The organism is Symbiobacterium sp. (assembly GCF_040797425.1).
Taxonomy (GTDB): domain Bacteria; phylum Bacillota; class Sulfobacillia; order Symbiobacteriales; family Symbiobacteriaceae; genus Symbiobacterium.
The window spans coordinates 1-22,647 of sequence record NZ_JBFNEH010000025.1 but is presented as its reverse complement, the minus strand read 5'-3'; the positions used below and the strand labels follow the sequence as shown (position 1 = coordinate 22,647).

Below are 22,647 nucleotides of genomic sequence, written 5' to 3'. Positions count from 1 at the left end.
ACTCGGGGAGAGCCCCTTGCTGTTGGCCTTCTCTCCGGTTCCTACCGCCCCAGGGCCTCCGCGATGCGCGCCACGGCAGCGTCCAGCGCCTCCTCCAATCGCTCGGGCCGGCCCCCGCCCCCCTGGGCCTGGATGGGCGAGCCGCCGCCCTTGCCCTCGATCAGCGGCAGGACCTCCCGGATGATCTTGCCCACATCGAGGCGCAGGTCGACGGCGCGGTGCAAGATCAGGTGGGGGGCGCCGCTGCGGAGACCGAACACGGCGACGCACCCCGGCCGCGCCGCCACCTTGGCGGCCAGCAGGCGCAGCTCTTCCAGGGGCCGCCCGCTGAAAGTCTGCCGGACTACCAGGGCCGGGCCGACCCGCCGGGCCCCGGCGATCAGGTCGTCCGCCTCGCGGGCGACCAGCTGCTCCTGTAGGGTGCGCACCCGGTTGCGCAGGCTGGTCATCTCCTCCTGGGTGCGGTCGGCCCAGCGCGGGAGGTCGTCCACCGCAATGGTGAGGCGGCGGGCGAGATCCCGGGTCATCCGGTCGAGGGAGAGGTAGTCGTTCAGGGCGCGCTGGCCGGCGAGGAAGGTGACGCGCACCGCCCGCTTGTACCGCTCCCAGGTCTTGATTTTCAGCAGGCCCAGCTCGCCGATGCTGTGCAGGTGGGTGCCGCCGCAGGCTGCCCAGTCGTAGCCGTCGATCTCGACGACCCGGATCTCGCCCTCGACGGCGGGCGGCTTCCGCAGTGGGAACTGGTGCACGTGGGCGGAGTCGGTCATGTGGGTGCGCACGGCCAGCCCGCTGCGGATGAGCTGGTTGACCGTGCGTTCCACCTGCTCGGCCTGCTCCGGCGTGAGGCTGTCCATGTCCACGTCGATCGTCGTCGACTGTGCCCCCAGATGCCAGGCGAGCGTGTCGGCCCCGAACAGGTGGACGAAGGCGGCGGAGAGCAGGTGCTGCCCCGTGTGCTGCTCCATCAGGTCGAGCCGGCGGGTCCAGTCCACCTGACCCACGACGATGCCCTCCAGCGGGGCGTCCACCAGATGGATGATGGCGCCGTCCTCCCGCACCCGCACGTCCAGCACCGGCCTGCCGCCCAGGAGGCCGGTGTCACTGGGCTGGCCGCCCGACTCGGCAAAGAAACAGGTCTGGTCCAACTCCACCGCCCAGGCCCCTCCCTCGGGGGCACAGGCCACCACCCTGGCTTCGAACTGCGTGCGGTAAGCGTCTTCGTAGAAGAGTCTGCGCGTGGGCACCCTCCATCACCTTTCCGATCCCTTGGCGTTGCCACCATTCTACCACACGAAGGCCCCCGCCACGTACCATGGATTGGCAGGAAGCAAGACGTCTAGCGCTGAACAATAACATCCATTGAAATCGCGCGACTGCAAGTTGTGGGTGAATGGAGGGATTCCATTGTTCTGGCGCGCCTGGATCAGCAGCCTGCTCACCGGGGCGGTGGTGGCCGTATCCCTGTGGGTTCCCGGACTCCCCGGCCGCCTCGCACTCTGGGGGACCGGTCTGGTGGTCTCCCTGCTGGGCAGCCTCTGGGTGGTGCACAGCCACCGCGCCGCCCTGGCCCGTGCGGCGGCGTCCGCGGCAGGGCCGGGAGCAGAAGCCCCGTCGGGATCGGCCGCGGAGGGGGGAACGGCTGCGGCCAGGCCGAGCGTCGGTGCGCAAGCGGCGGCAGGGGAACCTGACGCCGAAGACGAAGCGGTGGCCCAGGAGGGCGCCGGGGTCGACGACGCCGCACTCGGCGAGATTGCGGCGCAGGCCGCCCGGACGCAGGAGGCGGTGCAGGAGATCCTGCGCCTCACCGGCCGGGTCAACGAGCTGCTGTCGCAGTTGCACCACGCCACCAACGACCAGCTGGAGGAGCTCGACCGCACCCGCGACCTGGCCCACCAGGTGCTGGGGGTATTCGCAGAGATGACGGAGGCCGCCCGCGCCGCCCGGGAGGAGGCCGAACGCCACCGCCGGGCCGGGGACGGCGTGCAGGCGGCGCTGGTGCAGATCGGCGAGGGCATGGCGGGCATCCGGGCCGCGGCCGATGCCTCGGCCAAGGTGATCCGCGAGCTCGACGCCCAGTCGGGCGAGATCGGGTCGATCGTGAAGCTGATCCAGTCGGTCGCGGAACAGACCAACCTGCTCTCGCTCAACGCCGCCATCGAGGCCGCCAGGGCCGGCGAGGCCGGGCGCGGCTTCGCCGTGGTGGCCCAGGAGGTGCGGGCGCTGGCCGACCGCTCCCGGGGCGCCACCAAGCAGATCCAGGAACTGGTGGCCAAGATCCAGCGCGGCACCGCCGCGGCCATGGCCGCCATGGAGGAGTCGCAGCAGGAGGTGGCCCGGGGAGCAGCCACGGTGGAGTCGACCCGCGAGGCGATCGTGCAGGTGCTGCGCGCGACCGAAGGGCTCGCCGCCACCGTAGGGGGCCTCGGCGAGCGGGCCGAGGCCACGACCGGCGAGATGAACCAGCTGGTGGAGGCGGTGGAGGGGGCCACCCGGCTTGCCAACCAGAACAACGCCACCGCGCGGGAGCTGGCCGAGGCCGACTGGTTCTCCAGGGCGATCCAGGAGGCGGGGCAGCAGGCCGAGGAACTGACGGCCCGGATCGGCGGGCTGTGCCGGTCGGCCCGCACGGCTGCGGACTAGCCACTTCAGGGATCCCGGGCATACTACCGGTGAAAGCGGCACCGGGAGGAAGAGCGGTGTGGACGTGAAGCGGCTCTACGACAGCCTGAACCGGGATCCGGACGACTACCCTCTCTTCGAGCAGATCTGGCAAGTGCTCACGTTCGCCCCCTCCTGCCGCCACGCCGACGAGGAGGAGCTGGTCAGCCTGGCGGTGGACGCGTTCGACTACCTCCAAACCGAGGGCCAGTGGCAGACCGCATCCGCCACGGGCTCGACGAAGCTCCGCTTCGACGGCCGGCGGCTGGAGGTGGAGGAGGACGACGGGCAGGACTACCATTACCAGAACGTGTTTACCATCGGAGAGACCTGACAGAGCGGAAGAGGCCCGACCCCTGGTGGGTCGGGCCTCTTCCGGTCAGGGGCGCAGGTGCGGAAACTGCTTGCGCCAGCCGAAGCGCCAGAGCAGCCACCAGGGCACCCAGCCCGCGGCCGCGGGCAGGAGCCCCCACGCTCCGGCAAGAAGTACCTGTACCATGCCCAGGGCCAGCGCGGAGGCGAGCGCCGCCAGCCCGTAGCGCAGGCGGTGGTGTGCCAGCCTCCGTTCCAGTATGCCCGGGCGCACGTCGATCGTGCGGAAGAAGGAGTCGAGCACCAGGAAGGCCAGGACCCACTGCAGCAGATGAAGCAGCAGTGCGTAAACCACGGCCCTGTCACCTCCCCGGCGCTTCTGAATCCGCCGCCGACGGCATTCCTGAACCCGCCGCGCCCGCCGACGTTCCCGAGTCCACCGCCGTCAGCCGGTGTTCCCGAACTTACCGTGTCCCGCCCGCGTTCCTGTCTTTGTCATCCCTACTGGCGCCCCTGTACCCATCGTACCCACCGTTCCTCACGCTGTCCATCCGCAGGCCAGGCGGATGTGCGGTGCAGGCCGCTGGTCGGGTCAGCCGGCAGGCGACAATCCGGGCCCGCAGAGGGGAGCGACGACGTTGAACCTGGATGAACTGCTTCGCCACGCCGTTGCCGAGGAGGCTTCGGATGTCCACCTCTCCCAGGGACAGCCGCCGGTGTTCCGCATCAACGGCACCCTCACCCGCCGGGGCGACCAGCCGCTCACGGCCGACGACATGGAGCAGGTCGTGGATCAGATCACGCCGCGCGACGCCCGCCGCAAGCTGGAGGAGATGGGAGAGGTCGATTTCTCCTTCGGAGTCGCCGGGCTCTCGCGCTTCCGCGTCAACGTTTATCGACAAAGGGGCGCCCTGGCTGTTGCCCTGCGCATCATCCCGTTTCGGATCATGTCGCTGGCGGAGCTGGGGCTTCCATCGACGCTGGAGACCTTCTGCGACCTGCGCCACGGCCTCGTCATCGTCACGGGCCCGACAGGATCCGGCAAGTCCACCACCCTGGCGGCGCTGATCGACCTGATCAACGAGCGCTACTCCCGGCACGTCATCACCATCGAGGACCCGATCGAGCACCTGCACCGGAACAAGCGGTCCATCGTCCACCAGCGGGAGGTGGGCTCCGACACCCGCACGTTCGGCAGGGCCCTGCGGGCCGCCCTGCGGCAGGATCCCGACGTGATCCTGCTGGGGGAGATACGCGACCTGGATTCGATTCGGATCGCCCTCCAGGCCGCGGAGACGGGCCACCTGGTTTTCACCACGCTGCACACCAACGACGCGCCCAGCAGTGTCGACAGGATCATCGACGTCTTTTCGCCGGAGCAGCAGCAGCAGGTGCGCGTGCAGCTGGCCGCCACGCTGCAGGGGGTGGTGGCGCAACGCCTGGTCCCCCGCATCGACAGGCCCGGGCGGGTCGTGGCGGTGGAGATCCTGCTGGTGAACGCTGCCGTGCGCAACCTCATCCGGGAAGGCAAGACGCACCAGCTGCCCTCGATCATCCAGACCAGCGGGCGCACGGGGATGCAGTCCATGGCTGCCTCGCTGCGGGAACTGGTGCGGCGGGGCGTGATCAGCCCCGAGGAGGCCGGACAGGATTCGTCACTGTGACCCGGCATTCTCGACAGTCAATTGTCGGACTTGACGAACCCTTCCCCCGTTTTCTCCGTTTAAGGGAGTGGAAGCGCGTACGGATCGGAAGGGGGAGCACGCGGGTGTTGAACAGCCGGGTGTCCGGAGGAAGTGGTCTGCGCCTGGGGCGCACCCTGGTGGACGAGAAGCTGATGGCCAAAAGCGGCCTCGACGAGGTCAACCTGCGCCGGGCGAGGAGGGCGTTCTGCGAGCGCTGGCGCCGGGCGCCGGTGTCCGTGAAGCGGGCCCTGGCCGAGGGGGCCACGGCGGACCGGTTCGCCTTCGTCGTCGCAACACTCCGGTCGGCCTGGTCGCCGGAGATCTGGCAGCTCTGGCTCCGGTACCTGGAGCACACCGACGCGGAGATCGACGAGATGATCGCCGGGGAGTACCCGGTTTCGCCTTACATGGTGCGGGTGAGCAGCGCCCTCCTGGGCGTGAAAGTCGACTTTCTCTTCGCCGGCTGCTGGCCGACGGGCGACTTCCTGGGCCCCGACATCGACGCCTGCCCGCAGCCGCACGCCAGCCATGGATGACTGGCAGCCGTCTGGCAGTTTCCGCGGCCACCGATGGAGGTGGCCTCTTTCTGTTGGCGAAATATGGAGAGAAGGGGGTGATCACTCATGGATCAGGATCAGATTCGCGACCTGGCACAGGCGGTGAAGCAGGCACGGCATTTCGTGGTGCTCACGGGAGCGGGGGCCTCCACCGAGTCGGGCCTGCCGGATTTCCGGTCGAAGACCGGCCTGTGGCGGGGCGTTGACCCCGTGTCGCTCATCTCGATGAGCGCCCTGCGGCGGCGTCCGGTGGAGTTCTACCAGTTCTACCGGATGCGGTTCTCGCACCTGTGGGGCGCCAAGCCCAACCCCGTCCACCACGTTCTGGCCTCGCTTCAGAAGGAGGGGCTCCTGAAGCGGGTGATCACCCAGAACGTCGACGGCCTGCACCAGGCGGCCGGATCCGAGGGCGTCATCGAACTGCACGGCTCGCTGCGGGAATGCCTGTGCCTGGACTGCGGCCGCAGCTTTCCCGCCAGGCTGATCGACGTCGACGTGCAGAGCGCCGCCGACATCCCCCGCTGTCCGGAGTGCGGCGGTATGCTCAAGCCCGGCGTTGTGCTCTTTGAGGAGCCCCTGCCCGCAGACGCCATCGAGGCGGCCATCGACGAGGCGACGCAGTCCGACCTCTTCCTGGTGGTCGGTTCCTCGCTGGAGGTCGGACCCGCCAACCAGCTGCCGGTCCTGGCGGTGCAGAGCGGGGCGCAGCTGGGCGTGCTCAACCTGACCCCCACCTTCGTGGACCACCGGGCCCGCTGGGTGATCCGGGAGAAAGCCGGGCAGGTGCTGACCGCTCTCGCGGCAGAGCTGGGCATTCCGGCCAGGGTCGAAAATCGAAGCACGGGAGACCTAGGCGAAGCCACACCCGGCTGATGCCGGATAAACCCAGTCCAGGAAGCTTGTCTACCCCCAGATCTAGTGGTATTTTAGGAGTCACGGACACTAGATCTGGGGGTAGCAGAATGAAGTGCCCGTTTTGCGGTGCAGAGTCCCGGGTGATCGAGTCGCGCCCCGCCCCCGACGAGGAGGCGATACGCCGGCGCCGGGAGTGCACCTCCTGTGGCCGTCGCTTCACCACCATGGAGCGGGTGGAGGTGCCGCCGCTCATCGTCGTCAAGAAGGACGGCCGGCGCGAGCAGTTCAGCCGTGACAAGCTGCTGACCGGCATGCTGAAGGCCTGCGAGAAGCGGCCGGTTCCGCTGGAGGTCATCGAGAAACTCGCCGACGACATCGAGCGCGACCTGCGCGCCTCCCTGGACCGGGAGGTGCCGTCGGTGGAGATCGGCGAGCGTGTAATGGAAGGATTGCGCCGCATCGATGGCGTGGCCTACGTGCGGTTCGCATCGGTCTACCGCGAGTTCAAAGACGTGAACGAGTTCAGGGAGCAACTGGAGCAACTGCTGAAGAACCACTGAGGCGCGTCTTTCGCCGGTGCGCGCTGTTCCACGCCAATCTACGTAGGGGGGGCCCGTCTTGGAACTGACCCATATTGCGAAGACCGTTCTCGAAAAGCGGTACCTGAGGATGAAGGAGGACGGCACGAGGGAGACGCCCGCCGAGATGCTGCGCCGGGTGGCGCGCGTCATCGCCGCGGTCGAGGCGCAGTATGGCGCCAGCAAGAAGGAGATCCAGGCGGTCGAGGAGACCTTCTACAACCTGATGGACCGCCAGGACTTCATGCCCAACAGCCCGACCTTCACCGGCGCCGGTACGGCACTGGGGCAGCTGTCGGCCTGCTTCGTACTGCCGGTGGGGGACTCCCTGTTGGAGATTTACGAGACGATGAAGCATGCGGCCCTGATTCACCAGACCGGCGGAGGAACCGGCTTCGCCTTCTCCCGCCTGCGCCCGGCCGGCGACAAGGTGCGCTCGAGCCAGGGCGTGGCCTCGGGCCCGGTCTCGTTCCTGCGGGTCTACAACGCCTCCACGGAGGCGATCAAGCAGGGTGGCACCCGCCGCGGCGCCAACATGGGCATCCTGCGGGTGGACCACCCCGACATCCTGGACTTCATCGAGGCCAAGGCCGACACGACGCAGATCACCAACTTCAATATCTCGGTGGCCATCACCGACGCCTTCATGAAGGCGTTGGAGCAGGGCGGGGAGTACGAGCTGATCAACCCGCGCAACGGCGAGGTCACGGGCAAGCTGTCGGCCAGGCTGGTCTGGGACAAGCTGGTGGAGAACGCCTGGAAGACGGGCGAGCCGGGCGTCATCTTCATCGATCGGATGAACAGACGTAATCCTAATAACCACGTGGAAGTTATAGAAGCTACTAATCCATGTGGTGAACAACCCCTTCCGCCCTACGGCTCCTGCAACCTCGGCCACGTGAACCTGGCCAACTTCGTGAAGAACCCGTACACCGACAAGGCCGAGGTCGACTGGGAGCGACTCGGCGAGGTCGTCCGCACGGCCGCCCATTTCCTGGACAACGTGATCGACGCCAACAAGTACCCCCTGCCCCAGATCGCCGAGAAGGCCCGGCGCGACCGGCGGATCGGCCTTGGCGTCATGGGCTGGGCGGAGATGCTGGTGCAGATGGGCCTCCCCTACGACTCCGAAGAGGCGGTGGCCCTGGGTCGCCAGGTGATGACCTTCGTGAAGCAGAAGGCCCTCGAGGAGTCGATGGCCCTGGCCGAGGCGCGGGGTGCCTACCCCGAGTGGGAGGGCAGCCAGTGGCACAAGGCGGGGCTGAAGGTGCGCAACGCCACCCTGACCACGGTGGCGCCCACCGGCACCACCTCGCTCATGGCCGCCCGGCCGGACATGCCCTGCTCCGGCGGCATCGAGCCCAAGTACGCGCTCGTTTTCACCCGGAACCAGGCCGGCGCCGTGATGCTGGACGTGGACGGCCAGTTCGCCACCATTGCGAAGCGGGAGGGCTGGTACACCGACGAGCTCATGCACAAGGTGGCAGAGTGCGGCACGGCCCGGGGTGTTGACGGTGTGCCCGAGAAGTGGCAGCGGATCTTCGCCACCGCCCACGACATCGCCCCGGAGTGGCACGTGCGGATGCAGGCGGCGTTCCAGGGCGGGGACGACCTGCCGGTGGACCTGCAGCCGGTGGACGCCGCCGTCTCCAAGACCATCAACTTCCCCAACCACGCCACGGTGGAGGATGTGGCCAAGTCCTACGCGCTGGCCTGGCAGCTGGGGCTGAAGGGCATCACGGTCTACCGCGACGGCTCCCGGGCCTCCCAGGTGCTCACCACGGGCGACAAGACGAAGGAGAAGAAGGAGTCCGCCGCGCAGCCGGCGCCCGCCCCGCAGGGTCCCACGCTGCGGCCGCGGCCCACGGAGGCGGTGGGCAAGATGTTCGTGGTGCCCACGCACTTCGGCAAGATGACGCTGGACGTGCACATGGACGACGAGGGGGAGCCCTTCGAGATCATCGTGAACGTGGGCGCCGTGGGCTCCGACCTGATGGCCGACGCCGTGGGCATGGGCATGCTGGTCTCCAAGATGCTCCGCCTCCGGTCGGACGTGCCGGTGCGGGAGCGCATCGAGATCGTCATTGACACGCTGAAGAACATCGGCGGTTCGAGCTCCTACGGCTTCGGCCCGAACCGCATCACCTCGCTGGCCTCCGCCATCGCCAAGGGGCTGCAGCGGTTCCTGGCGTGGAAGGACGCCAACGGCAAGCTCTGCCAGGAGACCGCCGTGACGGCGGAGACGCCGCAGCCGCAGATCAGCGGCGCCGAGGCGGACCGCCCGGTGGACCCGTGCCCCGAGTGCGGCGCCTTCACCCTGGTGATCGGCGAGGGCTGCGCCACCTGCCACAACTGCGGCTACTCGAAGTGCAGCTAGCGTCCGGTCGAGGGGGTGGTGCCCCGGAGGCAGGGCGTCCTGCGAATGGAAGGGGCTGTCCGGCAGTGCGGGTTGCCTGCCGGACAGCCCCGTCTTGTCACCGTGGCACAGCGCCGGCCCGCACGACCGGTGCAGCCCACCTACAGTTCCTTCCGGAAGAATACCTCGCCGATGCCGCCGTCGTTGATTCCTGCAATAATCCCGCACTCGCGGAAGCCCACCGCGCGATGCCACGCCTGGGGCTCGGGTTCGTTCACCTGCGACGAGGAGAGCAGGAAGCGGCAGCCCCGCTCCCGGAGGTAGTTCTCCAGAAACCGCAGCACCGCCGTGCCGATGCCCCGCCCCCGGTGGGCCGGCTTGAGCCAGATCAGCCCGATGTAGGGGATCTTCCCCCAGATGTACTCGAGCCGGAGGTAGCCGATGGTCTCCTCCGCCAGCTCGGCCAGGATCAGCTCCTGCGCCGCGATCTTGGGTGCCAACGCGGCGTCGGGCAGATAGGGGTCCATCCGCCTGCAGGTGGACTCATCCGCCGCTGTCGCAAACCGAATCCGTACCTGATCCAAGTGTCGGACCTCCCCGGTCAGAGCCTCACGCCTGGACCGACATCGCACGCCCCAGGCTTCAGGGGGCTGAGCACCGCCCGCCCGCAGGTGTTCAGCCCCTTTCGCGTTGAAAGCTCAACTAATGAGATATGTTAAATCAAACCATGCGGCCCTACAATCTCTCGCGCAGTGCGGGGGATCCTGAGCCAGAATCGTCCGGTAACGCCGAGTCTGGTACGAGCGTCAAACGCGATGGCATGAATGATTGGCCCCAGGCGCGCCGGAGGTGGCCCGGGGCCATGAGGGCGTGGAATGAGGCGACGCGAGAGGAGGTTTTCCCGTGAAGACGCTGCGAGTCCGGCGCACGTTGCTGCGGATTCTCCTGATCGCCCTGGTCGTCGTGATCGGCCTCGCCCTGGCGGGCCCGCGGAACGCAGTCTCGGGGAACCTGGCGCCCGGGCCGCAAGCCGGGGACGGCGGCAACCCGCCGTCGGCGGTCGGCGAGGACGGCGATTCCCGTCTCGCGTCCGGCCGGGTGGTGGAGATCAGGGACGACGGCATCGTCCTGGAGTCCGACACCGCCGTGCGCACCGTGCGCTTCGAGCCTGACGTTTAGGTCTGGAAGGAGTTCTACTCATCGCCCGCGGTCATCGAGGTCGGCGACTGGGTCACCGCGCAGGGCACGCCCCAGCCCGACGGCAGCCTGCTCGTCCGGGACCAGTCGGCCTGGGTGAACATCGGGCGCATGGACGGCGTGCTGGAGGAGGTCTCGCCGAACGGGGCCGTGGTGACGACGGCCGCGGGCAGGCGAACGGTGGAGTTCTCCCCGGCCCTGGAGGTGGTGCGGCTTTCCGGTGCGCGGCTGGGCGATGGCGGGCCGTCCGGTCTCCGCCCTGGCATGAACGTGGGCATGGTGGGCCTGCAGCTGCCTGAGGGTGGCTTCCGGGCGACCCGGCTGTGGGTGTACGACGAGGGTGAGTCCCGCGCACCGGCGCAGGAAGCGCAGCCTTGACGCCTCCGCTGACGCCACGTGGGAGGCTCCGGCAACGGCTGCACCGGAGCCCTGGGCGGTCGCAGGGGCAAACAGACACGACCCAGTCGAAGCCGCATCGGGGCGGCACGGGGGTGACGAAGGCGGCGAGCATTCTGTCCGCCCAGGCAGCAGCAGGGAGGAGAACCATGCGCCCGTCCCGAAACGGAACCCGGTGGTTTCTGAACCCCCGCGGCGGCTCGGGGTTGGGAACAGGTCACCACAGAGAGGAGAACGGCCATGTACACGGGAATGATTCGCGACCTGCTGGCCCGCCTGGGCGACGGGACGGTGACCTACAGCCTGCTGCTGGACGAGCAGGAGATCCCCCTCAACCCCCTGATCGGGCGGCGCATTTGCCTGCACTTCACCGGCGAGCGCCGCTGCATCTACTGCGGCCGCAAGGCGAGCAAGCTCTTCAACCACGGCTCCTGCTGGCCGTGCTTTCAGCGGCTGGCCATCAACGACATCTGCCAGGTGAAGCCCTCGCTCTGCCACTACGAGACCTGCCGGGAGCCCGAGTGGGGCGACGCCAACTGCATGATCCCCACCTACGTCTACCTGGCCAAGTCCAGCGACATCAAGGTGGGCATCACCCGCAGCCTGCCCGGCCGCTGGCTGGACCAGGGCGCCGTTGAGGCCGTGCCCATCGCCCGGGTGCCCAACCGGAAGATGGCGGGCGATCTGGAACTCTACCTCATGCAGTACCTCCCGGACAAGACCAACTGGCGCAAGATGCTGAAGGGCGACGTGACCCAGGACGACCTGCGTGAGGTGCGCCGCCGCGTGCTGGACCTGATCCCGGACGAGTTTCATCCATATGTGCTCCCCGACGAGGAGGTCCGCCACTTCACCTATCCCCTGGAGCAGCCGCCGGCCAGGATCACGAGCCACGACCTGGAGAAGGGCGATGCCGAGGGCGTGCTGCTGGGCATCAAGGGCAGCTACCTGGTGCTGGACAGCGGCGTGCTCAACGTGCCCAAGTTCGCCGGTTACCTGGTGGCCCTCGACGAAGGGGAGGCCGGGTAAAGCGGGCCGGCACAGGGCGGCGAGGCCGTGGGGGCGCGGCGACGGGGACAGCGTAAGGGCGGCGAAATATGAAACCGTCGCGTTACGTATGTGTCACAGAACTGTAACGCGAGTGGGGTATGATAAAGCTGTGTTGACCCCCTCTGTGTGTGTTCCGGGCTTTGGCGGCTCTGCTCGAGCCGCCCTCTTTTTTTGATTGAGGCAGAACCGAAACTTCAGTATAATAAGTACGCTGCGTCAAGTTCGAGCTTCCGCACAAGGGGAGGGTCCGGCAGTGCCAGAGACCAAATATGGATCGCGCATCTACCTGGGGGTACGGACCGAGGCCGACCAGGCCGGCCAGGCGGCCACCCGGGTGTACCAGGAATTCGTGGGCCGCTTGCGCCGGGTGGCCCCGACGGTACGGGAGCTGCGGCTGGAACTGGAGGAGCCGGCGCCGCGCAAGGAGGACGCCGGCGTGTTCGAATGCTGGGCCACCCTCAAGGCGGTGGTGCCCCATGACCTGAGCCGTCCGGGTGCAGCCAACCACCGGGACGCCTGGCGGGCGATCGTGCGGGAGGAGTTTCAGACGGCCTGCATGCTGAACCACGCCGTGGTGCACCACACGTCCAGCCGGGTGGAGATCACGCGCGAGATCTTCCCCCACGAGGAGGTGCCGCAGGCTCCGAAGGCCCCGGTGGAGGAGAAGCCCAAGGAGATGATCCAGGTGCGGGTGCTCCTGGGAGGGCAGGAGTACAACGTGGAAATCCCCAAGGGCGAGAACTTGCTGGACGGCGTGAACGACAAGGGCGTGGCCGTGAAGTGGGACTGCAAGAACGGCGTCTGCGACACCTGCCAGATTCGCGTGCTCAAGGGCGCCGAGAACCTGAGCCCGGTGAACGACGCCGAGCGGGAAATGCTGGGCGACAAGGTAAACCAGGGGTACCGGCTCTGCTGCCAGGTGACCGCCTACGGCCCGTGCGAGATCCAGCAGTAATCAGGCGCCGGCCCCGTTGCGCATGGGGCGGCGCCTTTGCGCGCACGTGTGGCAACCGTGTGCCCTTGCCGGCTGTGCCGCCCGCGGGCCCTGGGGTCCGCCACTCAACGGCCCCATGGTCGGGGCCGGAAGGTGGGTGCCTCTGTCCGATGTGCTACAATCAGCTATGAATCCACCGCAGCCTGTCGGGGGTGAAGCGCATGAAGTTCGAACTCGATCGGAACAGCCCCACGCCGCTCTATCAGCAGCTGCGCAACCAGGTGCGGGAACGCATCCTCTCCGGCGCCCTGCCCCCCGGCACGCGCCTGCCCCCGGAACGCACGCTGGCCCGCCGCCTCGGGGTCAACCGGACCACGGTGGTCAGCGCCTACCGGGAGCTGGCCGCCGAGGGCCTGGTGGAAGGGCGCGTCGGCCACGGCACCGTGGTGCTGCGGCCGCCCGAGGCCGCGCAGAGCGGAGTGGTCCGCCCCATGCGCTGGGCCGGTCCTACCGAGGCGGAGGAGCCGCTGGTGGCCGACCTGAACGCCATTCTCCGGCGCCCCGGTGCGGTCTCTTTCGCCCATGGCGAAATGTCACCCGAGCTCTATCCCGTCGCCCCCCTGGCGACCCTGGCCCACCGCGTTCTGCAGGATGGCTCCGCCCTGGGCTACGGCCCCATCGCCGGGTACGGGCCGCTCCGGGAGGCGATTGCCGCCGCCATGGGCGTCACGGCGGACGAGGTGCTGATCCTGGCCGGGTCGCAGATCGCACTCTACCTCATCAGCCGGGTGCTGCTGCAGCCCGGGGACACCGTGCTGGTGGAGTCGCCCTCGTACATCAACAGCCTGGGTATCTTCGACTCTGCCGGCGTGCGGGTCGTGCCGGTGCCGGTGGACCGGCACGGCCTGGTGGTGGAAGGACTCGAGGAGCTCGTGCTGCGCTACCAGCCGAAGCTGCTCTTTACGCTGCCCAACTTCCACAACCCGCTCGGCGTTACCCTTGCTCCCGAGCGGCGCAGGCAGCTGATTCAGCTGGCCGCCCGCCACCAGCTGGGCATCGTGGAGGACGACCCCTACGGCCAGCTCTACTTCACGCCGGAGCCGGTGCCCACGCTCAAGTCGATGGACCCGGGCGGCTACGTGATTTACATCAGCAGCTTCAGCAAGACGGTGAGCCCGGCCCTGCGGCTGGCCTGGATCGTGGCCGCGCCGCCGGTGGTGGAGCGCATCGCCCGCGCCCGGGGCAACCTGGATTTCCGGGCCGCACTCCTGAACCAGCGCGTGATGGAGGCCTTTCTGCGGGAAGGCCACCTGGACCGGCACCTGGCCGCCGTCCGGTCCACGCTGAAGGTGCGGCGGGATGCGCTGATGGAGGCGCTGGAAGCCCACATGCCGCCAGGGGTCACGTGGTACGTCCCCGAGGGCGGTTACCACGTGTGGTGCAGCCTGCCCCGGCCGCTCACGGCCAGGCGGCTCCTGACCGAGGCCGGCCGGGACGGCGTCGCCTTCATGCCCGGCGATTTCTACGGTGCCGGGCAGCTGGCCCGGCGGGGTCTCCGGCTCAACTTCTCCTACCCGCGGCTGGAGGAGATCGGGCCCGGGATTCAGAGGCTCGCCCGGGCGGTGGAGCGGCTGCTGAAGGAGGAGGCGTCTGCGGGCGGCGAGCCCGGGGCGTTCAGCGGTCCCGTGGTGTGAACCCTGGTCGCTCGTCTTGAGCCTCCCCATCCTCTTGCGCTGGCCTACGGGGTCAGCGCTTCTCTGTATGAACGACCTGAGGCCTCGGACCAGGCTTCCACCGGCCCCCGCCCCTGTCTGCTGACGCTGCCCCGCAACTGCATGGTCCGAAGCCATCGGCGTGCACGACGTTCAGCCGGGTGAGCCCTGAACTCGCGTCATCCTGCAGGAGGAGAACAGCCGGCGCAACGTCCGACTGGAGGACCAGGACTCCCCCGACTAAAGGCGGGTCTCTAATCACGATCTCGAATTAGTACGGCAGGAGGATTTTGAACCCGTCCCACGGAAGTCTAGACATACTTTCTTCACCTAATTTAGTAAGCCCCTTTGCAGAAGTTACGGCGCCGCCGCAGGAAGGGGACTGCCCATGCCCGCCAACGCACGCCTGATGAAGCAGCTCAACCGCAAGGCCGTCCTGACCGCCGTCCGGGAGCGGGGCCCCATCTCGCGCGCCGAACTGGCGGCCCTGACCGGCCTTTCCCAGCCGGCGGTGACGGCCATCGTCCGCGACCTCCTGCGGCTGGGGCTGGTGGAGGAGAAGGGGCTCGGGCAGTCGTCCGGCGGCCGGCCGCCGATCATGCTGCTCTTCAACCCCGCCGCCCGCTTCATCCTCGCCGCCTGTCTGGAGGGCGAGCGCCTCTGGGGCGGGCTGGCCGACCTGAACGGGGTGCTGCACCTGGAAGGGGAGGTGACGCTGCCCCCGCAGCAGGTGGGCGACAGGGCGCAGGCCCTGGGCGACTTTCTGACCGACCTCATCGCCCGCAGCGGAATGCCGCCGGAGCGCCTCGCCGCCATCGCCGTGGGGGTGCCGGGCATCGCCAGCCGGCGGGGCACCGTCAGCCACGCACCTGCCCTCGGCTGGTGGCAGGAGGTGCCGCTCCGTGACCTTCTGCGTGAGCGGTTCGCGGTGCCCGTGCTGGTGGAGAACGACGTGAACCTCATGGCCCTGGGCGAGTACTTCCAGGGCGCCGGTCAGGGTGTGCAGAACCTGGCGCTGATGCATGTCAGCGAGGGCATCGGTGCTGGCATCCTAATCGAAGGCGCCCTCTTCCGGGGCCCGGCAGACGCCGCCGGCGAGGTGGGCTACCTGCCCCTGGGCCCCGTGGGACCCCGCCGGCCCGACGACTTCGGCCTGTTCGAGCAGCACTACTCCGCCAGGTCCCTGTACCGGCGGCTTCTGGCCAGCGTTTCGGTGGGGCAGGGGCTGGACGAGCGGCGCCCGGTTCGCTGCCTCCGGGAGCTGGCTGTCCGCGGCGTTCCCGAGGCCCGAGCCTTGTTGGACGACGCCCTGCGCCACTGGTCGTACGCCCTGGCCTCCATCACCTGCATCCTCAACCCCGAACTGGTTCTGCTGGCCGGCGAGGCGGTGGACTGCGGGGAGGAAGGGCTGGCGGAAATCCGACGGCAGGTGGCGGACCTGGTACCCGTGGTACCCGAGATTCGCTTCGCACAGCTGGGCAGCCGCGCCGCTCTCGTGGGGGCGGTGGCCGGCGCCCTGAGCCTGGCAGACGAACACGCATACGGCATCGAAGCAGACCAGTACTCAGGGAAGGGGAGTCAGAGATGGGCGGACTCCGGATGAGCGACCAGCAGACCAGCGCGCAGTCCGTCACGCTTGAGCACGTCTCCAAGAGCTTTGGGAACAGCGCGCCCACCGTGCGTGACGTCAACCTCACCATCCAGGGCGGCGAGTTCTTCACCCTGCTGGGTCCGTCGGGGTGCGGCAAGACCACGACCCTGAGGATGATCGCAGGCTTCTACTACCCCACGACGGGCCGCATCCTCTTCGGCGACCGCGACGTGACCTACATGCCGCCCAACGACCGGAACATCGGCATGGTCTTCCAGAACTACGCGCTGTTCCCGCACATGACCGTGTTTGAGAACGTGGCCTTCGGCCTCCGGGTGCGCAAGGTGCCCCGCGACGAGATGAAGCGGCGGGTGAGCGAGGCCCTGAAACTGGTGCGGCTGGAGGGCATGGAGCACCGGCGCATCGACCAGCTCTCCGGCGGTCAGCAGCAGCGTGTCGCCCTGGCGCGCGCCCTGGTCATCCGCCCGGCCCTGCTCCTCCTGGACGAACCCCTCTCCAACCTTGACGCCAAACTCAGGGACGAGACCCGCACCGAGATCCGCCGCATCCAGACGGAGTCCAGCATCACCGCCGTCTACGTCACCCACGACCAGGCCGAGGCGATGGCCATCTCCGACCGCATCGCCGTCATGGAAGGCGGCGTGGTCCACCAGGTGGGCACGCCTCAGGAAATCTACCACCGGCCGGCCACCCGGTTCGTGGCGACCTTCATCGGTAAGTCTAACCTGCTGGAGGGGAAACTGACCGAAGTGGACGGCGCCGCGGGTCTGGTGGAGCTGGCCGGCACCGGCCACATCCGGGTGGACCTGGGGCGGCGGAACCCGCAAGTTCCGACGGCCGTGGGCAGCCGGGTGGTCCTGACGGTCCGGCCCGAGGGAATCCAGGTAGTGGCACAGCCCGATGGCCCCAACGTCCTGACCGGGCGGGTCGTGGCGGCCGAGTTCACCGGCGCCTACACCGAGTACCTGGTCCAGGCGGGCGAGACCACGTTCGTGGCCTCGTCGGCCGACCGGTACGGCGAGGTACGGCGGCCTGGCGATCCCATCCACCTGCACATCCCGCCTGAACGAGTCTATCTGGTGGAGTGATCATGGTGGCAGCCAAGTGGAATGACAGGTGGCAGCGGATCACCGCGTCGCCCTACTTCGTGTACGTGATCGTCGCCCCCCTGGCCCTGGTGCTGTGGGGCTACGTGGTACAGCCCATGCTGGCCACCTTCCTCGCCAGCGTCCAGGATGCCTCCGGCTTCACCCTGAAGTACTACAAGGGCTTCTTTAACCTGAGCAGCACCCAGATGGAGGCGCTGCTCACCACGGTCGGCATCTCGGTGGCCAGCGTGATCACCTGTGCCATCGTGGGCGTGAGCATGGCCGTCCTGCTCAACCGGTTCGAGTTCCCCGGCCGCCGGCTGCTGGAGAGCCTGATCCTGGTGCCCATGGCGCTGCCGCCCCTGATCGGCATCTACGCCTTCCAGTTCCTCTACTCGTCCAGCGGCATCGTCCCCCGGGCGATCAAGCTGTTGTTCGACCTTCCCCAGGTTCCCTTCGCCCTCAAGGGGCTGACCGGGGTGCTGGTGGTCCACACCTTTACCATGTACCCCTACTTCTACACCTCCGCGGCCGCGGCGCTGGCCGGCTTCGACCCCTCGCTGGAGGAGGCGGCGTACAACCTGGGCGCCCGGCGCTGGCAGGTCTGGACCCGGGTGCTGCTGCCGATGCTGACCCCGGCCCTGGTGGCGGGCTCGTTGCTGACGTTCATGGTCTCCATGGCTTCGTACACGGCGCCGCTGATCTTCGGCGTCGACCGGATCATGACGATGCAGATCGCCATCGCCCGCACCAACGGCGACCTGGCGCTGGCCTCGGCGGAGGCGACGGTGCTCTCGGTGGTCTCCATTGCCTTCCTGATCCTCATGCGCTGGTACCAGAACCGGCGCACCTACCGCTCCCTCTCCAAGGGCGTCTCGGTGCACCGCACCGAGGTCAAGAGCCCGGCGGGCAAGATCCTGGCCATGGTGGCGTCCCTCATCGGCACGCTGATCCTGATCCTGCCCGTCCTGGTCCTGGTCCTGGTTTCGTTCTCCAAGGACGGCACCTGGACCGTGCAGGTGCTGCCGCCCAAGTACACCCTGGACAACTACGTCACCCTCTTCACCAGCTCCCGGGCATGGCGGCCCATCCGCAACAGCCTGGCGATGAGCGCCCTCGCGACCGTGGCCTCCATCCTGCTCGGCGTGGCCGCCGCCTACGCCCTGAATCGCTTCAAGTTCAAGGGCAAGTCCCTGTTGGACATCGCCGTGATGATCCCCTGGGCTCTGCCCGGCACGGTGGTCGCGATCAACCTGATCGCCGCCTTCAACCAGCCGTCGGTCTTTACCCTCGGCAAGGTGGTCGTGGGCACGTTCTGGATCCTGCCCCTGGCTTACTTCGTCCGCTTCTCGCCGCTGGTCTTCCGCTCGACCAACGCCACGCTGGCGCAGATGGACCCGTCGGTGGAGGAGGCGGCCCGCAGCCTCGGGGCCACCTGGTGGTACTCGTTCCGCCGGGTCACGTTCCCGCTCATGTTCCGCGGCGTCCTGGCCGGCGCCCTGATGGCCTTTGTGCAGGGCGTGGGCGAGTTCGTGGCGTCGGTGCTCATCTACACGGCCCGCAACCAGCCGATCTCGGTGGAGATCAACAACCTCATGTACTCGTTCAAGTTCGGCACCGCGGCCGCTTACGGCGTGCTGCAGATGCTGCTGATCCTGATCGCCATCTACGTCTCCAACCGCCTGGAACAGAGGCAGAACTTCGCCTAAGGAAGTGATCGCGTTGACCCGCAATCCGAACCCGGATGGGGCCGCGTCCACCCACGCCCCGAGCCGCGCCGAGATTGCCGCGCAGGACGGCGTCCGCTTTCCCGGCCGCAGCTACGTCGACGCCGTGCTGAGTCCCATCTACGAAAGCGCCAAGCACGAGCTGCTCGACCCCATGATGGCCGTCCACCGTGCCCATCTGGTTATGCTAGTGGAGCGGGGGCTGGTGGCGCCGGACTCCGCCCGGAAGATCCTGGCCGCGCTGGACGGCATCGACCTCGCGGCGGTGGCGGCATCCAGTTACAACGGCCGCTACGAGGACCTGTTCTTCTACGTGGAAGACCTCACGCTGCAGGCCGCCGGCGAGGAGGCCGGCAATCTGCACATCGCCCGCAGCCGCAATGACATGGGCGTCACCATGTACCGCATGGTGCTGCGCAAGTACCTGCTGGACGCCATCGAGGCCGCCCTCCTGCTGCACGGGGTGCTCCTGCGCCTGGCCGCGGAGGAGGCCGACACGGTGATGCTTGCGCACACGCACACCCAGCCCGCCCAGCCCACCACGCTGGGCCACTGGCTCACCGCCGCGGCCGACGTGCTGGCGCGGGACATCGCCCGCCTGCAGGCCGCCTACGAGCGGGCCAACCGGTCGCCCATGGGTGCGGCGGCGCTCTCCACTTCCGGCTTCCCCATCTCCCGGGAGCGGGTGGCGGAACTCCTGGGCTTCGACGGCCTGGTGGAGAACAGCTACGACGCCATCGCCGGCGCCGACTACGTGAGCGAGGCCGCAGCGGCAGCGGAGCTCGCCGCCCTGCACACGGGCCGCACCGTGCAGGACCTGCTCACCTGGTGCACCCAGGAGTACGGCGTACTGCGGGTGGCCGATCCGTACGTGCAGACCAGCTCCATCATGCCCCAGAAGCGGAACCCCGTTTCGCTGGAGCACTCCCGCGCCCTGCTCAGCTACGCCGCCGGCCGGGCGCACACGGTGCTGCAGATGCTGCACAACACCCCGTTCGGCGACATCGTCGACACCGAAGACGAGATGCAGCCCAACCTGTGGGCGGCGCTGGGCACCCTGCGCCAGGTCTTCCGGCTCATGGCCAACGTGCTCGGCACCGTCCAGGTGAACCGGGACCTGCTGCTGGAGCGGGCCCGGGCCAGCTTCGCCAACGTGACGGAGCTGGCCGACCTGCTGGTGCGCGAGGCAGGCCTGCCCTTCCGGACGGCCCACACCGTGGTTGCCACCATGGTGAAGCTGGCCGAAGCCCGGGGCCTCCGCGACGTGCGGCAGGTGGAACCCGCCCTGGTGGAGGAAGCGGCCCTGCAGGTGCTGGGCCGGCCGCTGGGCGTGCCGGCCGAGAAGCTGCGGCTGGCCCTGGATCCCGTGCACTTTGTCGCCGTCCGCACCGTGCGGGGCGGCGTGGCCTCGCAGGAGGTGCGCCGGATGGTCACCGAGCGCGAGGCGCACCACGCAGAACTGGCCGCCTGGCTGGGCGCCGCGCGGGCGCGGCTGGACGGCGCCGCGGGCCGGTTGGACGAGGCCTGCCGGAAGCTGGCGGCCGCCTCCGGCGGTGAAGGGGAGGCTGGGTGCGGATGAGTTTAGTCCTGGCCGTGGACGGCGGCGGCACGAAGAGCCTCGCCGTGCTGGTTGACGAGGAGCGGGGCGTGATCGGCAGCGGCCGGGCGGGCGGCTGCAACCCGCAGTCGGTGGGCGCAGAGCAGGCCGAGCAGGCCCTGGCGCAGGCCATCGCCGCCGCCTGCCAGGGGCTGCCGCCCGGCGCGGAGGTTCGCACCGCCGCCTTCGGCCTGGCCGGGGTGGACACGCCCCGGAGCGAGGAGGAGGGCCGGCTCCTGGCGCTGCGGGCGCTCTCCGCAGCCGGGGTGACCGCGGCCCAGGTGCTGGTGGAGAACGACGGCCTCATCGCCCTTCGGGGCGCCGCCGCGGGCGGCCGGGGCCTGCTGGTGGCCGCCGGCACCGGCTCGGTGGTCTACGCCGGTGACGGCGAGCGCTACGTGCGGGCCGGCGGCTGGGGCCACCGGGTGATCGACCTGGGCAGCGCCCACCACATCGCCTCCATGGCGCTGGCGGCCGTCTACCGGTCGCTGGATGCCGGCCACCCCGATACGCCGCTCGCCCGTGCGCTCTGCGCCCACGCCGGCGTGGAAGACCTGTACGCCCTCCTCGACTGGCTCTACCTGCCCGAGACGGGCGTGGACGCGGTGGCCGCCCTGGCCCGGGCGGTGGGAGCGGCGGCCGAGTCCGGCGACCCGGAGGCGAGCGCCCTCCTGCAGTCCGCCGGGCGGGAACTGGCCGACCAGGCGCTGGTGGCGGCCGGCCGGGTGGGCCTGCTGGACGGCAGTCCGTTCCCCGTCTTCCTGCTGGGCGGCGTGCTGCAGTCCTCTCCGCTGGTGCGCAACGCCCTGCTGGAGCGGCTGCGGGAGAGCGCGCCGGGGGCCGAGGCCGAGGTGCCGCGGTACGCCCCCATCTACGGGGCCGTGATCCGGGCCCTGGGCGGGCCGGGGGCCCTCAGCGAGCGGCTGCGGGAACGGCTGCTCTCGGCGGCGGTGCTCATGGCGTGATTGATCCTTCAGGCGCCCCGCGCCTGATTCTCCCTTGGACTGGAGCCGTGGATCCGGAAGGAGGTGGATTGGCTCCCGCTGCACACAGAACCTGCTCCGGAACAACTCCCGCACACTTTGATCGGTTCGATCACATCGAAGGGGGATTCTGACCGATGGGTACGAAGTGGTCTAGCAGGCTCGTAGGTCTCCTGCTCGTCGTCGGCCTGATCGCAGCAGGGTGCGGCGGTTCCCAGCAGCCCCAGGGGAACCAGGGGGGCGGGACCCAGACGCCGTCCCAGAACCAGCAGCAGGAGCAGCCGCAGACGCAGGAGCCGCAGGAGGAGACGCGGCTGGTCATCTACACGGCACGTGACCAGTCCATCATCGACCTGATGGTCGCCAAGTTTGAGGAGAAATACCCCGAGTACAAGGGCAACGTTGAGGTCCTGCCGATGGGCGCCCAGGAGATCATGGAGCGCGTCCGGGCCGAGAAGAGCAACCCGCAGGGCGACATCTGGTGGGGCGGCACCCAGCAGGCCCTGTCCCTGGCGGTGAAGGAGGGCCTCCTGGCGAAGATCGAGCCCGAGTTCGCCGGCAAGATCCCCGAGGGCTACAAGGATCCTGAGGGTCACTGGTTTGGCGAGATGCTCCTCCCCGAGGTCATCATGTACAACAAGAAGATGATCTCGGAGGACCAGCTGCCCAAGGACTGGGACGACCTGATCGACTCCAAGTGGAAGGACCAGATCATCATCCGTGCGGTGCCCGCTTCCGGCACGATGCGCACGATCTACGCTGCGATGATCGACCGCTTCTACAAGGAGGACGGCAAGCCTGACCGGGGCTACGAGTGGCTGCTGAAGCTCGATGCCAACACCAAGGAGTACGCGGCCAACCCGACCGACCTGTATCTCAAGATCACCCGGCAGGAGGGGAGCCTGAGCCTCTGGAACCTGCAGGACGTCCTGATCCAGGCGGAGCAGGAGGGCATGCCCTTCGGGTACATCATCCCCGAGAGCGGCGTGCCAATCCTGGTGGACGGCGTGGGCATGATCGCCGGCGCCAAGCACCCGCAGGCCGCCGAGAAGTTCCTGAACCTGCTCTTCAGCGACGAGATCCAGGCCGAGCTGTCGGCCACCCGGTTCCAGATCCCGTCCATCAACCTGCCCGAGTCCATGCAGCCTGAGTGGCTGAAGGAGCTCACGCCGAAGCTGAAGGCCATGGACCTTGAGTGGGACGTGATGGCCGAGAAGGAAGCCGAGTGGATCGGTTACTGGGACGAGAACATCAAGGGCAAGGGCCAGTAGCGCAGACGGTCCTGGTGGGGGCGGCCCAACGCCGCCCCCCCCCGGGGCCATTACCGAAACCTACCACCCGGCCTAACCC

The 22,647-nt window shown here is 68.6% G+C and carries 21 protein-coding genes; 18 read left to right on the top strand and 3 right to left on the bottom strand.

Annotated elements, in window-relative coordinates:
- Window positions 1–41 precede the first annotated feature (41 nt).
- A complete protein-coding gene (locus AB2385_RS09390; protein WP_367654712.1) occupies window positions 42–1,244 on the bottom strand; it encodes a DHHA1 domain-containing protein in 1,203 nt (400 codons plus the stop codon).
- 160 nt (window positions 1,245–1,404) lie between these two features.
- Here AB2385_RS09390 and AB2385_RS09385 point away from each other — a divergent pair, with 160 nt between their 5' ends.
- On the top strand, window positions 1,405–2,640 hold the full coding sequence (locus AB2385_RS09385) for a methyl-accepting chemotaxis protein (protein ID WP_367654711.1): 1,236 nt from the start codon (window positions 1,405–1,407) through the stop codon (window positions 2,638–2,640).
- Window positions 2,641–2,698: 58 nt separating this feature from the next.
- Window positions 2,699–2,992 carry a hypothetical protein gene (locus AB2385_RS09380; RefSeq protein ID WP_367654710.1) on the top strand — a complete coding sequence of 98 codons (294 nt, stop codon included), beginning with the start codon at window positions 2,699–2,701 and terminating at the stop codon, window positions 2,990–2,992.
- Between the two features lie 45 nt (window positions 2,993–3,037).
- Here AB2385_RS09380 and AB2385_RS09375 read toward each other — a convergent pair whose 3' ends face one another.
- On the bottom strand, window positions 3,038–3,325 hold the full coding sequence (locus tag AB2385_RS09375) for a hypothetical protein (RefSeq protein WP_367654709.1): 288 nt from the start codon (window positions 3,323–3,325) through the stop codon (window positions 3,038–3,040).
- Window positions 3,326–3,608: 283 nt separating this feature from the next.
- Here AB2385_RS09375 and AB2385_RS09370 point away from each other — a divergent pair, with 283 nt between their 5' ends.
- From AB2385_RS09370 to AB2385_RS09350, 5 genes are all read left to right on the top strand, one after another.
- Entirely contained in the window at window positions 3,609–4,634 is a 1,026-nt protein-coding gene (locus AB2385_RS09370) for a type IV pilus twitching motility protein PilT (protein ID WP_367654708.1), read from the top strand.
- A gap of 104 nt (window positions 4,635–4,738) precedes the next feature.
- The gene (locus AB2385_RS09365) at window positions 4,739–5,191 is read left to right on the top strand and encodes a hypothetical protein (RefSeq protein ID WP_367654707.1); all 453 of its coding nucleotides are present in this window, start codon (window positions 4,739–4,741) and stop codon (window positions 5,189–5,191) included.
- Between the two features lie 87 nt (window positions 5,192–5,278).
- On the top strand, window positions 5,279–6,085 hold the full coding sequence (locus AB2385_RS09360; RefSeq protein ID WP_367654706.1) for an NAD-dependent deacetylase: 807 nt from the start codon (window positions 5,279–5,281) through the stop codon (window positions 6,083–6,085).
- Window positions 6,086–6,174: 89 nt separating this feature from the next.
- On the top strand, window positions 6,175–6,627 hold the full coding sequence (gene nrdR / locus AB2385_RS09355; RefSeq protein WP_367654705.1) for a transcriptional regulator NrdR: 453 nt from the start codon (window positions 6,175–6,177) through the stop codon (window positions 6,625–6,627).
- A gap of 58 nt (window positions 6,628–6,685) precedes the next feature.
- Window positions 6,686–9,022: a vitamin B12-dependent ribonucleotide reductase gene (locus AB2385_RS09350; RefSeq protein WP_367654704.1), complete on the top strand. Its 2,337-nt coding sequence runs from the start codon at window positions 6,686–6,688 to the stop codon at window positions 9,020–9,022.
- 140 nt (window positions 9,023–9,162) lie between these two features.
- Here the strand turns inward: AB2385_RS09350 and AB2385_RS09345 are convergent, their stop codons facing one another.
- On the bottom strand, window positions 9,163–9,585 hold the full coding sequence (locus tag AB2385_RS09345) for a GNAT family N-acetyltransferase (RefSeq protein ID WP_367654703.1): 423 nt from the start codon (window positions 9,583–9,585) through the stop codon (window positions 9,163–9,165).
- Window positions 9,586–9,904: 319 nt separating this feature from the next.
- Here AB2385_RS09345 and AB2385_RS09340 point away from each other — a divergent pair, with 319 nt between their 5' ends.
- The 11 genes from AB2385_RS09340 (at window position 9,905) to AB2385_RS09290 (ending at window position 22,568) form a co-directional block, all read left to right on the top strand.
- Entirely contained in the window at window positions 9,905–10,180 is a 276-nt protein-coding gene (locus AB2385_RS09340; RefSeq protein WP_367654702.1) for a hypothetical protein, read from the top strand.
- A 114-nt stretch (window positions 10,181–10,294) separates the two neighbouring features.
- Entirely contained in the window at window positions 10,295–10,576 is a 282-nt protein-coding gene (locus AB2385_RS09335) for a hypothetical protein (protein WP_367654701.1), read from the top strand.
- Between the two features lie 258 nt (window positions 10,577–10,834).
- Window positions 10,835–11,623, top strand: a complete 789-nt coding sequence (locus AB2385_RS09330; protein WP_367654700.1) for a DUF2797 domain-containing protein — start codon at window positions 10,835–10,837, stop codon at window positions 11,621–11,623.
- Window positions 11,624–11,897: 274 nt separating this feature from the next.
- A complete protein-coding gene (locus AB2385_RS09325) occupies window positions 11,898–12,599 on the top strand; it encodes a 2Fe-2S iron-sulfur cluster-binding protein (RefSeq protein WP_367654699.1) in 702 nt (233 codons plus the stop codon).
- Window positions 12,600–12,799: 200 nt separating this feature from the next.
- Window positions 12,800–14,272 (top strand): PLP-dependent aminotransferase family protein, encoded by a 1,473-nt coding sequence (locus tag AB2385_RS09320; protein WP_367654698.1) that lies wholly within the window; start codon window positions 12,800–12,802, stop codon window positions 14,270–14,272.
- Between the two features lie 406 nt (window positions 14,273–14,678).
- Window positions 14,679–15,893 (top strand): ROK family transcriptional regulator, encoded by a 1,215-nt coding sequence (locus tag AB2385_RS09315; protein WP_367654697.1) that lies wholly within the window; start codon window positions 14,679–14,681, stop codon window positions 15,891–15,893.
- A complete protein-coding gene (locus tag AB2385_RS09310; protein WP_367654696.1) occupies window positions 15,875–16,990 on the top strand; it encodes an ABC transporter ATP-binding protein in 1,116 nt (371 codons plus the stop codon). The genes AB2385_RS09315 and AB2385_RS09310 overlap by 19 nt, the downstream gene beginning before the upstream one ends.
- Before the next feature lie 2 nt (window positions 16,991–16,992).
- Window positions 16,993–18,699, top strand: coding sequence for an ABC transporter permease (locus tag AB2385_RS09305; protein WP_367654695.1), 1,707 nt, complete (start codon window positions 16,993–16,995; stop codon window positions 18,697–18,699).
- Window positions 18,700–18,712: 13 nt separating this feature from the next.
- Window positions 18,713–20,296 carry an argininosuccinate lyase gene (gene argH, locus AB2385_RS09300; RefSeq protein WP_367654694.1) on the top strand — a complete coding sequence of 528 codons (1,584 nt, stop codon included), beginning with the start codon at window positions 18,713–18,715 and terminating at the stop codon, window positions 20,294–20,296.
- Complete coding sequence (locus tag AB2385_RS09295; RefSeq protein ID WP_367654693.1) at window positions 20,293–21,279, top strand: BadF/BadG/BcrA/BcrD ATPase family protein; 987 nt, start codon at window positions 20,293–20,295, stop codon at window positions 21,277–21,279. Before argH ends, AB2385_RS09295 begins: the two co-directional genes overlap by 4 nt.
- 155 nt (window positions 21,280–21,434) lie before the next feature.
- Window positions 21,435–22,568 carry an extracellular solute-binding protein gene (locus AB2385_RS09290; protein WP_367654692.1) on the top strand — a complete coding sequence of 378 codons (1,134 nt, stop codon included), beginning with the start codon at window positions 21,435–21,437 and terminating at the stop codon, window positions 22,566–22,568.
- Window positions 22,569–22,647 lie beyond the last annotated feature (79 nt).